The organism is Halomonas sp. M20 (assembly GCF_020622265.1).
Taxonomy (GTDB): Bacteria; Pseudomonadota; Gammaproteobacteria; order Pseudomonadales; family Halomonadaceae; genus Modicisalibacter.
Genome location: NZ_JACNMQ010000008.1, coordinates 39,530 through 53,696, shown reverse-complemented (window position 1 = coordinate 53,696; position 14,167 = coordinate 39,530). Strand labels below are relative to the sequence as shown.

General features: G+C 59.6%; 14 protein-coding genes. 10 read left to right on the top strand and 4 right to left on the bottom strand.

Going from position 1 to position 14,167, the window contains the following annotated elements; translation table 11 throughout:
- Nucleotides 1-18 precede the first annotated feature (18 nt).
- A complete protein-coding gene (locus tag H7850_RS16450; RefSeq protein WP_227370568.1) occupies nucleotides 19-1,197 on the bottom strand; it encodes an acyl-CoA dehydrogenase in 1,179 nt (392 codons plus the stop codon).
- Nucleotides 1,198-1,500: 303 nt separating this feature from the next.
- On the opposite strand from H7850_RS16450, the gene H7850_RS16445 reads away from it, so the two are divergent.
- Entirely contained in the window at nucleotides 1,501-3,168 is a 1,668-nt protein-coding gene (locus H7850_RS16445) for an amidohydrolase (protein WP_227370567.1), read from the top strand.
- Between the two features lie 92 nt (nucleotides 3,169-3,260).
- On the top strand, nucleotides 3,261-4,022 hold the full coding sequence (locus H7850_RS16440; RefSeq protein ID WP_227370566.1) for an alpha/beta hydrolase: 762 nt from the start codon (nucleotides 3,261-3,263) through the stop codon (nucleotides 4,020-4,022).
- 32 nt (nucleotides 4,023-4,054) lie between these two features.
- Here H7850_RS16440 and H7850_RS16435 read toward each other — a convergent pair whose 3' ends face one another.
- Nucleotides 4,055-4,558 (bottom strand): hypothetical protein, encoded by a 504-nt coding sequence (locus H7850_RS16435; RefSeq protein ID WP_227370565.1) that lies wholly within the window; start codon nucleotides 4,556-4,558, stop codon nucleotides 4,055-4,057.
- A 291-nt stretch (nucleotides 4,559-4,849) separates the two neighbouring features.
- On the opposite strand from H7850_RS16435, the gene rbsD reads away from it, so the two are divergent.
- The 5 genes from rbsD to H7850_RS16410 are packed head-to-tail and all read left to right on the top strand — an operon-like array spanning nucleotide 4,850 to nucleotide 9,741.
- Complete coding sequence (rbsD, locus tag H7850_RS16430) at nucleotides 4,850-5,269, top strand: D-ribose pyranase (protein ID WP_227370564.1); 420 nt, start codon at nucleotides 4,850-4,852, stop codon at nucleotides 5,267-5,269.
- Nucleotides 5,266-6,828 (top strand): sugar ABC transporter ATP-binding protein, encoded by a 1,563-nt coding sequence (locus H7850_RS16425; protein WP_227370563.1) that lies wholly within the window; start codon nucleotides 5,266-5,268, stop codon nucleotides 6,826-6,828. The genes rbsD and H7850_RS16425 overlap by 4 nt, the downstream gene beginning before the upstream one ends.
- Nucleotides 6,825-7,787, top strand: a complete 963-nt coding sequence (rbsC, locus tag H7850_RS16420; protein ID WP_227370562.1) for a ribose ABC transporter permease — start codon at nucleotides 6,825-6,827, stop codon at nucleotides 7,785-7,787. The genes H7850_RS16425 and rbsC overlap by 4 nt, the downstream gene beginning before the upstream one ends.
- Before the next feature lie 37 nt (nucleotides 7,788-7,824).
- Nucleotides 7,825-8,712, top strand: coding sequence for a ribose ABC transporter substrate-binding protein RbsB (gene rbsB, locus H7850_RS16415; RefSeq protein WP_227370561.1), 888 nt, complete (start codon nucleotides 7,825-7,827; stop codon nucleotides 8,710-8,712).
- Nucleotides 8,713-8,724: 12 nt separating this feature from the next.
- On the top strand, nucleotides 8,725-9,741 hold the full coding sequence (locus H7850_RS16410; protein WP_227370560.1) for a LacI family DNA-binding transcriptional regulator: 1,017 nt from the start codon (nucleotides 8,725-8,727) through the stop codon (nucleotides 9,739-9,741).
- Nucleotides 9,742-9,761: 20 nt separating this feature from the next.
- On the opposite strand, the gene H7850_RS16405 is transcribed toward H7850_RS16410, so the two are convergent.
- Nucleotides 9,762-10,694 (bottom strand): flagellar motor protein MotB, encoded by a 933-nt coding sequence (locus tag H7850_RS16405; protein WP_227370559.1) that lies wholly within the window; start codon nucleotides 10,692-10,694, stop codon nucleotides 9,762-9,764.
- On the bottom strand, nucleotides 10,687-11,502 hold the full coding sequence (locus H7850_RS16400; protein WP_227370558.1) for a motility protein A: 816 nt from the start codon (nucleotides 11,500-11,502) through the stop codon (nucleotides 10,687-10,689). The genes H7850_RS16405 and H7850_RS16400 overlap by 8 nt, the downstream gene beginning before the upstream one ends.
- A gap of 215 nt (nucleotides 11,503-11,717) precedes the next feature.
- Between H7850_RS16400 and H7850_RS16395 the strand changes: the two genes are divergently transcribed.
- The 3 genes from H7850_RS16395 (at nucleotide 11,718) to H7850_RS16385 (ending at nucleotide 14,152) form a co-directional block, all read left to right on the top strand.
- On the top strand, nucleotides 11,718-12,623 hold the full coding sequence (locus tag H7850_RS16395; RefSeq protein ID WP_227370557.1) for an AfsR/SARP family transcriptional regulator: 906 nt from the start codon (nucleotides 11,718-11,720) through the stop codon (nucleotides 12,621-12,623).
- Nucleotides 12,624-12,805: 182 nt separating this feature from the next.
- Complete coding sequence (locus H7850_RS16390) at nucleotides 12,806-13,675, top strand: hypothetical protein (RefSeq protein WP_227370556.1); 870 nt, start codon at nucleotides 12,806-12,808, stop codon at nucleotides 13,673-13,675.
- Nucleotides 13,676-13,690: 15 nt separating this feature from the next.
- A complete protein-coding gene (locus H7850_RS16385; RefSeq protein WP_227370555.1) occupies nucleotides 13,691-14,152 on the top strand; it encodes a hypothetical protein in 462 nt (153 codons plus the stop codon).
- Nucleotides 14,153-14,167: the final 15 nt, after the last annotated feature.

The following is a 14,167-nucleotide window of genomic DNA, read 5'->3' as shown; positions in this document are numbered from 1 at the left end:
TGCGCGAACTCCCCGCCGTTAAAAGAACGCCTGAATGCCGGTTTGTGCGCGACCCAGTATCAGAGCGTGGATGTCATGAGTTCCCTCATAGGTATTCACGGTTTCCAGGTTGACCATGTGACGAATCACGCCGTACTCCTCGGAGATACCGTTGCCACCGTGCATGTCCCGCGCTACCCGGGCAATATCCAGTGCCTTGCCGGCATTGTTGCGCTTGATCAAAGAGATCATCTCCGGGGTGCCCTGCTTGGCGTCCAGCAGTCGACCCACCTGCAGACAGGCCTGTAGGCCCAGGCTGATATCGGTCTGCATATTGGCCAGCTTGAGCTGAACGAGCTGGGTCGCGGCCAGAGGACGACCGAACTGCTTGCGATCCAGAGTGTATTGACGTGCGGCGTGCCAACAGAACTCCGCAGCCCCCATGGCGCCCCAGGCGATACCATAACGTGCCTTGTTAAGACAGCCGAAAGGCCCGCCTAGACCGGCCGCTTCGGGCAACAGCTTGTCTTCGGCAACGAAGGCGTCGTCCAGCACGATTTCGCCGGTGATCGAGGCGCGTAGGGATACCTTGCCGTGGATGGTCGGCGTGGTGAAACCCTCGACATCGCGATCGACGATGAAGCCCTTGATCTTGTCATCATGGGCATCGGACTTGGCCCAGACAATGGCCAGATCGGCAATAGGGCTGTTGGTGATCCACATCTTCTGGCCCGTCAGGCGGTAACCGCCGTCAACCTTGCGTGCTCGGGTACGCATACTGGCCGGGTCGGAGCCGGAATCCGGTTCGGTAAGGCCGAAACAGCCTACCAGCTCGCCGGTGGCCAGCTTGGGCAGATAGTGCTGCTTCTGCTCTTCGCTGCCGTAAGCCTCGATCGGGTGCATCACCAGGGAGGACTGCACACTCATCGCGGAACGATAGCCGGAATCGACCCGCTCGACTTCTCGGGCGATCAAACCGTAGGCGACATGACCGATAGCGGAGCCACCGTACTCCTCGGCGACGGTCGCCCCCAGCAACCCCATTTCGCCCATCTCGGTGAGTATCTCCCGATCGAAATTCTCTTCGCGAAAGGCCTCAAGCACTCTGGGCTGCAGCCTTTCTTGACAATAGGCCTGGGCAGCATCCTGAATCTGGCGCTCGTCGTCGGTCAATTGCTGCGACAACAGCAGCGCATCATCCCACTGAAATCCGCTCATCGTCCTCTCCTCTTGTTCTCACCATATTCTCTTCTGGAGGCCTCGCCCGTTCAGCGTTACGGATCGAGACATGTTAAAGAGTGTTCGAAATATTCAACTCCAATCTACACCACTACGAGGCCTGCGCCCACCCTCCAGAGCAGGAATTCGGCAAGGCGCTGATTTTCCATCGGCAACGCTATGACATATGCTGTTTTTTGCACTCACGCCTTGCCGCAACGCTACTGTTCATGGGTTATAGGCATAGCGTAGCAGCCTCGGCGGTTCATCTGCTGCAAAGTACAAGCATAAGGAATGGATACCATGCTCAGAAAGACGCTATTAAGTCTCTCCATCGCCACCATCAGCCTGTCCACCCAGGCCCAGACCACGGTGATCGACAACGCCAACGGTTACGGTTTCGATACCAATCGCCAGCTCGTTCCCTTTTCTACCCTGATCATCGAGGATGGCAAGGTGGTGGCCCGAGGTGACAAACAGCTGGCGGCGGACTACCCCGAGGCCGAGAACGCCATTGATGCGGAAGGCAAGACGCTTCTGCCAGGGTTGATCGATGCCCACGGTCATTTCATGGCGCTAGGGTATAGCCTGCTGGAAGTGGATCTGCGGGATCTCGAATCGGCCAGGCAAGGAGCGAAGAAGGTAGCGAATTTTGCCAGCCAGAATCCGAATCTCGAATGGATCCGTGGCGGCGGCTGGAACCAGGTGTTGTGGGAAGGCCAGGAGTTCCCTACCGCCGAGACACTTGATGCCATGATTACCGAACGCCCGGTGGTGCTGAGCCGAGTCGACAAGCATGCGATCTGGGTCAACAGCAAGGCCATGGAACTGGCCGGCATCGATGCAGACACCCAAGCTCCGGAGGGTGGCGAGATCCTGCGCGACGACGAAGGCAATCCTATCGGCGTATTCATCGACAACGCCGAGCAGTTGATCACCGACAAGATTCCAGATCGCAGCCAGCAGGAGATGACTCAGGCCTTCGATACTGCCGTCGCGCATCTTCAGGAAGTCGGCATCACCAGCGTGCACGATGCCGGTGCCAGCGCCGCGGAACTCGCGCTTTTCCGTTCTCGCGACGAAGCCGGCCAACTCGGCGTGCGCCTGTACCCGATGATCGCTTCGAGCGATCCACAATTCGAGGCCCTTCTCGAAAAAGGCCCACAGGATGACCCGGAGGATTGGCTCGATATTCGCAGCGTCAAGATTTTTGCCGATGGTGCCCTGGGTAGTCGTGGTGCCGCCCTGCTCAAGCAATATAGTGATCGCCCGGACTCCAAGGGGCTGATGCTGCAAGACAAGAAATCGCTGCAGTCGCTGGTCGACGTCTCCAGCCGACATGGCTTTCAGGCCAACATGCACGCGATCGGCGATCGCGCCAATCGCATCGCCTTGAACATCTACGAAGAAAACCTGAAAAACGATTCGGACGCCCGAAAACTGCGCCACCGCATCGAACATGCCCAGGTCGTGAACGTCAATGATATTCCACGCTTCTCGGCGCTCGGGGTCATTCCGTCCATGCAGCCGACTCATGCCACCAGCGACAAGAACATGGCGGGCGATCGGCTGGGGCAGCAACGCCTTGCCGGTGCCTACGCCTGGCGCTTCTTCCTCGACAACGGTAGCCGAGTCGCAGCGGGTTCCGACTTCCCCGTCGAGCCAGCGAATCCATTCTACGGACTGCACGCTGCTGTCACCCGAGAGGATCGAGATGACCAGCCTCAGGGCGGCTGGCTACCGGGCCAGAAACTCACCGCTACGGAGGCACTACGCGCCTTTACCCTGGACGCAGCCTATGCGGCCCATCAGGAAAAGAGCCTGGGTGGGCTGATGCCCGGGCAATGGGCGGACTTCATTCTGGTGGATACCGACATCATTCGCACTGATCCTGAGAACATCTGGCAAACTCAGGTCGCCGAGACCTGGATCGCGGGGGAGCAGATGTATTCGGCAGCAAAGGCAGACTGATGATGCCATCGGCATGACAACAGGCGTACTCGGCGATGTCTGGACAATGTCTGGATAATGCCTGGAAGCACAGCTTGGATCGAGGAGGGAGCATGCAAGAGACTATCCTCATGATCCACGGCATGTGGGGCGGCAGCTGGTACTGGGACAACTACCGGCGCTTTTTTGAAGCCAAGGGCTATCGCTGCCTGACGCCGGATTTGCGTCACCATGGCGTGCCCGTGGATCAAATACCATTGGCCGAGCTTGGCATTACGAGCTTGCTCGATTATGCAGCGGATCTCGAAACCGAGATCCGCGCGCTACCTGAGAAGCCGATCCTGTTCGGGCATTCCATGGGTGGGCTGCTCGCGCAGATCCTCGCAGGACGCGATTGCGCCCAGGCCGCTGTCTGCATTACGCCAGCGGCGCCTGCCGGCATACTCTCTCTGCGCTATTCCGTGCTCAAGAGTTTCTTCGGCATCTTTACCCGTGGGGCCTTCTGGAAGCAGGCTCATCAACTGGAGTACGAGCGCGCCGTCTACGCAATGATGCACAAGTTGCCCGATGCCGAGCGCCGTGCCATCTACTCACGCTGTGGTTGGGAATCAGGCCGGGTGATGGCCGAGATCGGCCTTTGGCCGCTGGGCTTCAAAGGGGCCCAGGTTGATGCAAACCGCGTGACCTGCCCGATGCTCATCGTCGCTGGTGCCGAAGATCGCATTACACCGGCCTGCGTGGTGCGCAAGGTGGCACGCAAATATCAGCCGCAAAGCACGTTCATGGAGTTCTCGGGGCACGCGCACTGGATATTGAAGGAGCCTGGATGGGAGAAACCCGCGGCACAGATCGCCGCCTGGTTGGAAAACCGGTAAGCATGAACTGTCAGCGTTGCCTTTTATTTCACTCAGGCAAATTCACGAACCGACGGCAGCGGATGGGCTGCAATGCTGAGCTCTAGTTGACCGATCTCGCTTTCCATGCCCTCGATGCGCCACTCGTTTTCGTCAAAGCACAGTTCAAGCTGTTCTACTTTGTAGCTCATCTCCTCGTAGAGCGCCTCGATAGCCAATGCCTTGAGCTCACCGCGACCAGGCAAGTGCGACACGAGAATGGAGTAGGCGAGCAGATAGCTGGCAGTGGGAAGCATCCACAACAGAACATCGGCAAGACCCATCGACAGGCGCAGACAGGTCAGCGTCATCAGTATCGCCGGCCCAGTAGCTGCGATCCCATTGGGTAGCCCCAGGAAGCGATTTTCTCGAAATATTTCGCGCTCATAATAGCGCAATGCAGCGGCTGTCGGTTTCACGGTCAGGCTTTCACGGTCGGAACGGGTTGCTGGCAGAGTCTCTGTCAGAACTTCTGGCAGAATTGCTAGCATAGCCGGGCTCAGCAAACCGTCTGTCATTGAGCGCGTGGTGCCAGTCCTATTCTCCAGTCTTATCTATTGCATCGACCGATTGTGGTAAAGCTTTATATGGTCCTTCAATTAAAGAAGAATGATTTATCTAAGTATAAATAATTAGCCCTGAGTCGACTGGCCGGGCGATAGATTGCCACGTCCTGATGAAAGGAGTCGGATAACGGTCGAGACAGCTACTATTTCAACTGGATCATGCTTTTTCAGACTTTGTGCTAATCGCATGCGCAAACGTTTGCGTATTACGCTACAAACCATAATCATCACTGTGGGGTATCCGTGAAACGCCAAGGCCTGCTGAACGCGCCGATCAGCACATTGCTCGCTGAACTGGGGCACACCGATACTCTGGTCATCGCAGATGCCGGACTACCCATTCCTCCTGGGATGCCACGCATCGATCTGGCATTGCGTCCAGGCCTTCCCAGTTTCTTGGATGTACTGGATGCGGTGCTGGACGAACTCTGTATCGAGAGCGCGACCCTAGCCAGCGAGATAGATGAGCGCAACGCAAATCTGCACCAGATGGTCGAGAAGCGTCTCGCCGCTCAGGAGCATCGCGACAGCTGCTCGATCGAGCGAAGGTTGATTGCTCATGAGACGTTCAAACGCGAGATCATCAATGCTCGCGGCGTGATCCGCACCGGTGAGTGCACCCCCTTCGCCAATATCATCCTGCGCAGCGGCGTGCCGTTTTGACCTCCGCCACAGCCCACGACAACCGCACTCTCCTCATGGAGCTGCGCGGCATCGACAAGGCATTCGCCGGTGTGAAGGTACTGGCGGACGTCAATCTGGCGCTACATCCGGGTCGCGTGCTGGCCCTGGCCGGCGAAAATGGCGCAGGCAAATCGACGCTGATGAAGATCCTCAGCGGTGTCTACCGCGCCGATGGCGGCAGCATCATATTGCGCGGCGAGAAGGTGCGTTTTACCACGCCGCGCCAAGCCATGGATGCAGGCATCGCCATCATCCACCAGGAACTCAATCTGATTCCCACGCTCTCCGCCGGCGAGAACATCTTCCTGGGCCGCGAGCCGCGCACTCGACTGGGCACCGTCGACTGGCCCCGGCTCTACCGGGAATCAAGCAAATTGCTGGAGCGCTTGCAGCAACGGCTCGACCCGCGCACGCCGGTATCGCAGCTCAGCATCGGCCAACAGCAAATGGTCGAGATCGCTCGGGCCCTGTCACTGGATGCCGAGATCATTGTCATGGACGAGCCCACCGACTCGCTGACCGATATCGAGACCGACATCCTCGCCCAGGTGATTGCTACCTTGCGCGACGCCGGTAAATCCCTGGTGCTGATCACCCATCGCCTGGCAGAAATCTTCCGCATGTGTGACGACGTGGCGGTGCTGCGCGATGGTCGGCTGGTGCACCAGGGGCCAGCCAGCGAGTCGAACGAGGAGCACTTGATTCGGCAGATGGTGGGCCGCGAGCTCGCCGATCGCTACCCTTACGAGTCACCATCGCCCGGTGACACCCTGATCGCGGTGGATGATCTCGTCGCGCCAGGTGTAGAGGGGGTGTCCTTTCATGCCCGGGCAGGTGAGGTGCTGGGGTTCGGGGGTTTGATGGGGGCCGGGCGTACGGAAATGGCCCGGGCGATCTGCGGCGATGTCGCCGTGGGTTCAGGCAGGGTGCGCCTACGCGGTCGCGAGGTGCGCTTCGCCTCGCCGGGGCAAGCGTTGAGAGCCGGTTTAGTGTATGTGCCGGAAGATCGCAAGCAGGCCGGCCTGCTGCTCGACCATTCGGTAGCAGAGAACATGTCACTGACCGCCCTTCCCGCCTTTTGTGGCCCTCTGGGCATCATTCGCCATGGCCAGGAGCGAGCGGCGATTCAGCAGTACATCGACGCCTTCCGTATCAAGCTGAGCGATCCCGACCAGTCCACCGAAACGCTCTCCGGTGGCAATCAGCAGAAGGTTTCCCTGGCCAAGGCTCTGATGTGTCAGCCGGATATCGTCATCCTCGACGAACCCACCCGGGGCGTCGATGTGGGTGCCAAGCGGGAAATCTACCTGCTGATCAACCAACTCAAGCGCGAGGGTAAATGCGTGCTACTGATTTCCTCGGAGATGCCCGAACTACTCGGCCTATCCGATCGCATCATGGTACTTGCCAATGGCCGTATCACCGGTGAATTCACCCGCGCGGATGCCACCCAGGAGAAAATCATGACCGCTGCCGCCCATGTCGAGGCACCTACCGAAACGCTTGTCGACAACACGAAGGAGACGCAAGCCAGATGAATGCCCCCACGAGCCGCAGCGTCACCCGCCTGCTGATCGACAACAAGGCCTTTCTGGCGTTGGCCTTGTTAGTAGCCGTCAGTGCCGGCATGAGCGACAACTTCCTGACCCTGGATAACATGCTCAATGTGCTGCGCCAGACCAGTATCAATGCCATCATTGCCATGGGCGTGACCTTCGTAATCCTTACTGCGGGCATCGATCTGTCAGTGGGGGCCGTGCTGGCCCTGACCGGCGCCTTTGCCGCTTCGATGACCGCCTCCGGTCTCGCCCCCTGGCTGAGCGTGCCCGGCACCGTGGCCGCCGGTGCTGCCCTGGGCGCAATCTCCGGGTTGTTCGTGGCCTACGGCCGCGTTCAAGCGTTCATTGTCACACTGGTGGCCATGACCATCCTGCGCGGCGTTGCGCTGGTGTATACCGATGGTCGGCCAATCTCCATCGGCGCCAGCGATGCCGCGGACATCTTCTGGCAACTGGGGGGCGGCTACTGGTTCGGGGTACCGATTCCCATCTATTTGATGTTCTTCGTCTTCGTGCTGTGCTGGAGCGTGTTGCACCACACCCGCTTCGGCCGCCACGTCTATGCGGTGGGCGGCGGCGAGAAGGTTGCACGGCTGTCTGGCATCAACGTCAATCGTATCAAGATCAGCGTCTATGCCATTTCCGGCGCCTGCGCGGCACTGGCCGGGGTGGTGCTCACCGCCCGCCTGGGTTCGGCCCAGCCCACCGCCGGGACCGGCTACGAACTGGACGCCATCGCTGCCGTCGTGATCGGTGGCACTAGCCTGATGGGCGGGCGCGGGCGCATTTTCGGCACCCTGATCGGCGCCCTGGTCATCGGCGTGCTCAACAATGCGCTGAACATCATGGGCGTGTCATCCTATTTCCAGATGATCGCCAAGGGAGCGGTCATTCTCCTGGCTGTGCTAATAGATAGTCGTTCAAAACCATCGACTTGAACAACGCGATGCAAAACAAGACCCAAGGAGCTCCAACATGAAGAAACTGCTACTCGCCTCCGCCGTCGCCGCCGGACTCGGCATCGGCACGACCGGGACCGCAATGGCCGACAAGATCGCCCTGGTCATCTCGACGCTGAACAACCCCTTCTTCGTGACGTTGCAGGAAGGCGCCCAGCAGAAGGCCGAGGAACTCGGTCATGAATTGATCGTGCTGGATTCCGGCAACGACGCTGCCCGGGAGCTCTCCAATGTCGAAGACGCCCTGTCCCGGGATATCGACCTGTTGATGATGAACCCGACGGATTCCGATGCGGCAGCATCCGGCGTGCGCACCGCCAACGCCCGCAACGTGCCGGTCATCACTCTGGATCGCAGTGCCAACAGTGGCAACGTAGCGGCGCATATCGCCTCGGACAACGTCGCCGGCGGCAAGCTGGCAGGCGAACACGTTGTCGAACAGCTTGGCGGCAAAGGCAAGGTCGTGCAGCTCGAAGGCGTGCCCGGGGCTTCGGCCACCCGGGATCGTGGCGAAGGTTTCACCAACGCAATCGAAGATGCCGAGAATGTCGAGCTGGTGGCGTCTCAGCCGGCCAACTTCAATCGCACCGAAGGGTTGAACGTGATGGAAAACCTGCTGCAGGCCCATCCCGAGATCGACGCGGTGTTCGCCCAGAATGACGAGATGGCCTTGGGAGCCCAGCGCGCCCTGGCCGCCAGCGGCAAGGAGAACGTGCTGCTGGTCGGCTTCGATGGCACCGACGCCGGTATCCAGGCGGTCGAGGACGGCAAGATGGCGGCCACGGTGGCACAGCAGCCGGCACGCATCGGCGAGCTGGGGGTCAGCACCGCCGACAAGCTGCTCAAGGGTGAAAGCGTGGAGGACAATATTCCCGTGCCGCTCAAGCTGATCACTGCTGAGTAAGTACGCACGGTTATGATTCGCCTCAAGGACGTCGCCCGTCGGGCCGGCGTCTCGATCACCACCGTATCGCATGTGGTCAACGACACGCGGCGCGTTGCCCCCGCCACCCTCGAGCGGGTGCAACGCGCCATCGGTGAACTCGGCTATCGCCCCGACAGTGTAGCCCGCACGCTGAAATCCAATCGCAGCCACACCATCGGCATGATCGTGACCTCTGCTCACAATCCATTTTTCTCGGCGATCATTCGCGGCGTCGAGGATCACTGTTTTGCCAATGGCTACAGTCTAGTGTTATGTAACGCAGACGATGTCGAAGAGAAACAGCTGACGTATCTAGACACACTGCTTGACCGGCGTATCGATGGGCTGGTGGTGATGACCTCCCGCAACGCCCCGGCTTTTCTCGAGGCGCTGACACAGCAGAATCTGCCGACCATTCTCATGGATGCCGAGCCTTCGGCGAGCCCGAATATCGGCGTGGTCAATGACGATTCGCGCCTCGGCGCCAAGTTGGCCATCGATCATCTGCTGAGCCAGGGATTGAAGGATATTGCCTTGCTGACCGGCCCCGAGGATCATCCGCGCTCTCGTGAGCGCCTGGCCGGTGCCCTCGACACATTGCAAGCCGCCGGAATCGAGCCGCCAGCACAACGCATCATTACCACCAACCTGCTGGCCGATGGCGGCTTCGACGCCATGCCGGCGCTGCTGGAAGAAAAGCCTTACCCACAGGCGGTGTTCGCCTTCAACGACCTGGTCGCCATCGGTGCCATCCGGGCCGCCTATGAATGGGGCCTTCGGGTGCCCGAGGAACTTTCAGTGATCGGCTACGACGACATCGAGCTCGCACGCTATCTGAACCCGGCCCTGACCACCATCCACCAGCCCATCTACGAACTCGGCGCCACGGCCATCGCCCAACTCATCGAACGCCTGGAACACGACCGCCCTCTTGAACCCACGCTATCTCTGGCGCCCAGGCTGGTGATTCGCGAATCGGTATTCAGCGGACGCAGCTCTGCGGCTTGAGCCTCTAATCCACCCCCCAATCAACCAACCTCGGGCTCGTGGATGATCACCTCCACCCGCCGGTTGGCGGCGCGGCCCTTTTCCGTATCGTTGTCCTTCAAGGGTTGCGTATCGGCATAGCCCACCGCACGTAGCCGCGAGGACTCGATACCCGCCCGGTTGAGATAGCGCAGGATGGCCGTCGCGCGTCCGCTGGAAAGCTCCCAGTTTGAGGGAAAGCGCTCGGTCTTGATGGGTACGCTATCAGTGTGCCCTTCCACGGAAATGGTGCCTTTATAGCGATTGAGCGTTGCCACCAGCTCCTGGGTCACCGCCTCGCCGGAGCCAGTCAGCGCCGCATCCCCGGAGTCGAACAACAGGTGATCCTGGATGCGTAGATTGATCCCACCCTTGACGCGAGACACTTCTACGCCATCGATCACCGGGAGCGCCTGTTCGGATTGTCGTACTTGCCACTGCCCCGCAATCTGTATCGCCGCCGCCTGAGCTTCCGCACTCACCTTCAGGGTACGCGCCACCTTCAGCGAGGCCGCGATCGTCTGGGTTTGAATGAGTCGTGAGCGTGCAATCGAGCGAGCCGCAGCAATGGCTTGATCCGTTATCAATTGCGATCTGGCCACTTGGCGTGCCAAGGCAATGGCGTTGGCACTGATGATGGGGGTAGAGGCAACCTGAATGGCCGCCTGTAGCGCTCTGGGTAGCAGACCCGGCGAATGATTGATGCGCCGCGCCGCCGTTATGGCCTCAGGCGACACATTGGACACAACTGAGGTGGGCGCGGCATCGGCGGTAATTCCCGCCGTACCATTCAGGCTCAAGACCAACACGAACAGCGCAACCAACAGGGTCATGATGTCCATGTAGCTGATCATCCAGCTGTCGCCCCCGCGATCTTCGGCATTCAGGGTCAACAGCCGGTCATGGCTCGTGTGCTCACGGTGTATTTCAAGCATGGACCGTCACACCCTCGTTTCCCATGGAAGGTTCCAGAGGGTCACGGATTTCATCCTGGTAGTTGGCGATGAACGAGTTCAGCGTCTCCTCGACAAAAGATGGCAAGCGACGCTTGGCGATAAGCGAGACCCCTTCCAGCACCATATTCATGGCAATCAAGCGCTGTTCGGTGCGGCGTTCGAGCTTGACGGCAATCGGCTTGCAGATCAGGTTCGAGATCAAAATGCCGTAGAAGGTGGAAAGCAGTGCCACGGCCATGCCGGGGCCGATTACGGCCAGATCGCCGGCATCCATGGTTTGCAGCATGTTGACCAGCCCCACGAGGGTGCCGATCATGCCAAAGGCCGGGGCATAAGCGGCCATGGTACGAAAGATCTGCGCCTCGGCAAGTTCCCGAGCCTTCAAGCGAGCAATACGCCAGCGCAAAAGATCCATGATCTCCGCTTCCTTGGTATTGTCGATCACAAGTTGCACACCGGTACGCAGGAACGGATTGCGCGTCTGCTCGAGGGCTCTTTCTACCGCGCGGATATCGCCCTGGAACCACAGTCGGGCCATGACCACCAATTCGCGCACGTCTTCCTCGACGTAGCTATTCTCGCGATGAAAAACCACCCTGATTATCCGCACCACGCGGATCACTTCACGCAAAGGGTAGCTGATGAATGTGGCGGCCAGAGTACCAGCAATAACGATCATCAAGCCCGGCAGGTTGATGAAGCTCATGGCCGTATCGGCGCTAAGCAAGAGAACACAGGCCAGCAACAAAAGACTGGCAACGATACCGATCAGCGTGGAAGCATTCATGCGGAGCCTGGGCCCTTCGATGGGCGATCGCTTGAGGAATACGATCATCATAACGATGTAGCCAGGAGGCAAAGCAGTGAAAAGACGCCTCAACTCACCTATTCTTCATAACACACTCACATAAATTTGCCGTTTGTCACATACCGGATAACTCTTGCCGGACCAACGGTGTGCAAAAACAGTAAATATTCGTGGTTCTATCGGGGGGGACCACTATGATCAACATCTATCTGTTGGGTCGACCCCGGCTTGAAATGGAGCACAACCGGGCCAGTCAGTTCACTTCACGTCGATCGAGGGCGCTGTTCTGTCTCTTGGCACTACATGCCGGCAAATGGCTCAGTCGATCACAGATCGTCGATCTCCTATGGCCCAAGCGGGACGACATCAGGACAAGCAACTGTCTCAGTACGGAGCTCTGGCGTTTGAAAAGCGCACTGCGCCAGCAGGGTATGCCTGTCGATCAACTGATTCGCACTCAGGACAGCGGCATCGGTTTGTGTATCGATTGCCAATTCTGGAGCGATGTAGGGGAATTGGAGCGCCTTCATCGCAGCCTTCCTCATAGCCAATCGGAGAAACTGGACTACGGTGCACTACTGGAAGCAGGGCTTGACGAGCTTCGCTACAGCGACTTTGCCGAGGGCATGAACGAAGATTGGTGCTGGCTGGAGCGGGAACGATTTCGCGCCAAGTTCCTCGATCTACTAGCGACTCTACTGCACCTAGCCGAAGAACGCCGAGCCTGGCATGACGTACTCGACTATGGGCATCGCCTGCTGGCCTATGATCCCCTTCAGGAGCGTATCCATCGGGCGATGATGCGTGCCCATATTGCCTTGGGTAATCGCGCTGCGGCCATGCGCCAGTTCCGTATTCTCGCCAATCGTCTGCAAAGTGACTTGCACGGCGTGCCAACCCAAGAGACGCTATGTCTTGTTCGCGCACTGCACACTACCCCGCCGATAGAATCCACCTCGCAGGAATCTCGCGCACCTCTGCCACGTTCTTCCTACGCTTTGGAAGACCAGCCACCCGGGCAGCTTCTCCAAAGTGCCATGCATCACTTGATCATCGCCGAAAACCTGCTGATAGAGGCGCTGAAGAACTCTGAAGAGTAAGCAAGAAAGTCGAGACAATTTTGTGAGTCCGTTTTGATGCCGATGTGAGCCGGCTGAGATACTCCTCTGCTTAACTAGTCATTGTAAGCGTTTATTTCCCAACAGTTGTCACCGCAAGCCACCGGGATCGCGTGTCTAGATGCCATGTCGATCGCGAAACCATCGACGGAGGCCGGGACATCATGGCCGACACATTCGAACACTGGGTACCAGAAACGGCGGAGAGTACATCAGAGTACCCGGGCATCACCTATGCCGAGCTGCTGCGTGAGATATCCCCCGTCTACCGGGGCATGGAAGACGATCAGGTCGACGAGGCTCTGAGCGAGGCCCTCGACGAGATGACGCCGGAGGAGATCGAGGGCTTCTTCAGCTCGCTGGGTAGAGTCGCCAAGGGACTGGGGCGCACCCTGGTACGCGCTGCCCCGAAGATACTCCCCGTGGTGGGTGGGGCCGTAGGCACAGTGGTCGGTGGTCCGATGGGCACTGCCGTTGGCAGTCAACTGGGCGGTATCGCCGGAGGATTGGTCGGTCGCGCCACCCAAGGAGGAAGCCGACGACGCCCCCGCCGCCGCACCAGTACGCCAGCAAGAACGGCCCGTGTTTCTCGCCGCATCAGGCGCCGCGGCCCGGGACGCCGACCGAGGCGACGCTCCGCGAGCGACAACGCCGCCGCCCAGTTGCTCTCGCTGATACAGAATCCATCCTTCCTGCGGAGTCTGACCGCACGTCTGCTGGGTGACAGCCAGGCAAGTACCGTTCACGTAGGAGAAGCGGCGGTGGCCGCGCCGTTTGGTGCATTCATGAACGCTTTGGAAATGTTAGCCACCGAGGCCGCCACGGAGGCGCACAGCGGTGGTACTGGCATTCCGGAATACCTGCTGGACGAGACGGGTGAGGCGGTGGTCGACGTTGGCGACGATCAGGCTCGGGCGGAGCATCTGCTTGCCCTGCTGGCGGAAGAACGCTGGGCTTCCGACCCCGAAGCGCAGGCCGACCCATCCTTCTCACAAGCCGAGTCGATCGTCGCCTGGCTCGGGCGTGCCGTATAGGCAAGGAGCCAGACGATGAACTCAGTCAACGATCCCTTGGCCACCATGGACCCCGCCCTACTTCAACGGCTGGGCATTGACGATGCGAAGCTCACTGCCGCGGCGCAACTGATGGAACAGATACGTGCCGCCAGCAACGAGCCGAGTGTGGAGGAGACCGAAGTCGAGCGTAGCGCCAGCGACACCACTGCAGCACTACGGGCCGAGGTGAAACGGCTACGCCGGGAAAATCAGCTGCTCGTCTATCAGGCAGATACTCTCGCCGACGCCTTGGGCGCCTGCCACTGTTTCGGCACCGACCCCCAGTGTCCCGACTGCCAAGGAGATGGCGGGCCCGGCAGCTTCATTCCCGGTCGGCGCAACTTTCGAAACTTTGTGATCCCGGTGCTCGAGGCCCTGCGCGATTTGCGCAATGCTCGAGCCGCCCGGAAGGCCGCCACATCCGAGGAAACGACGGCTTCCGACCAAGCTGACTGACCCGCCCCCTAACAT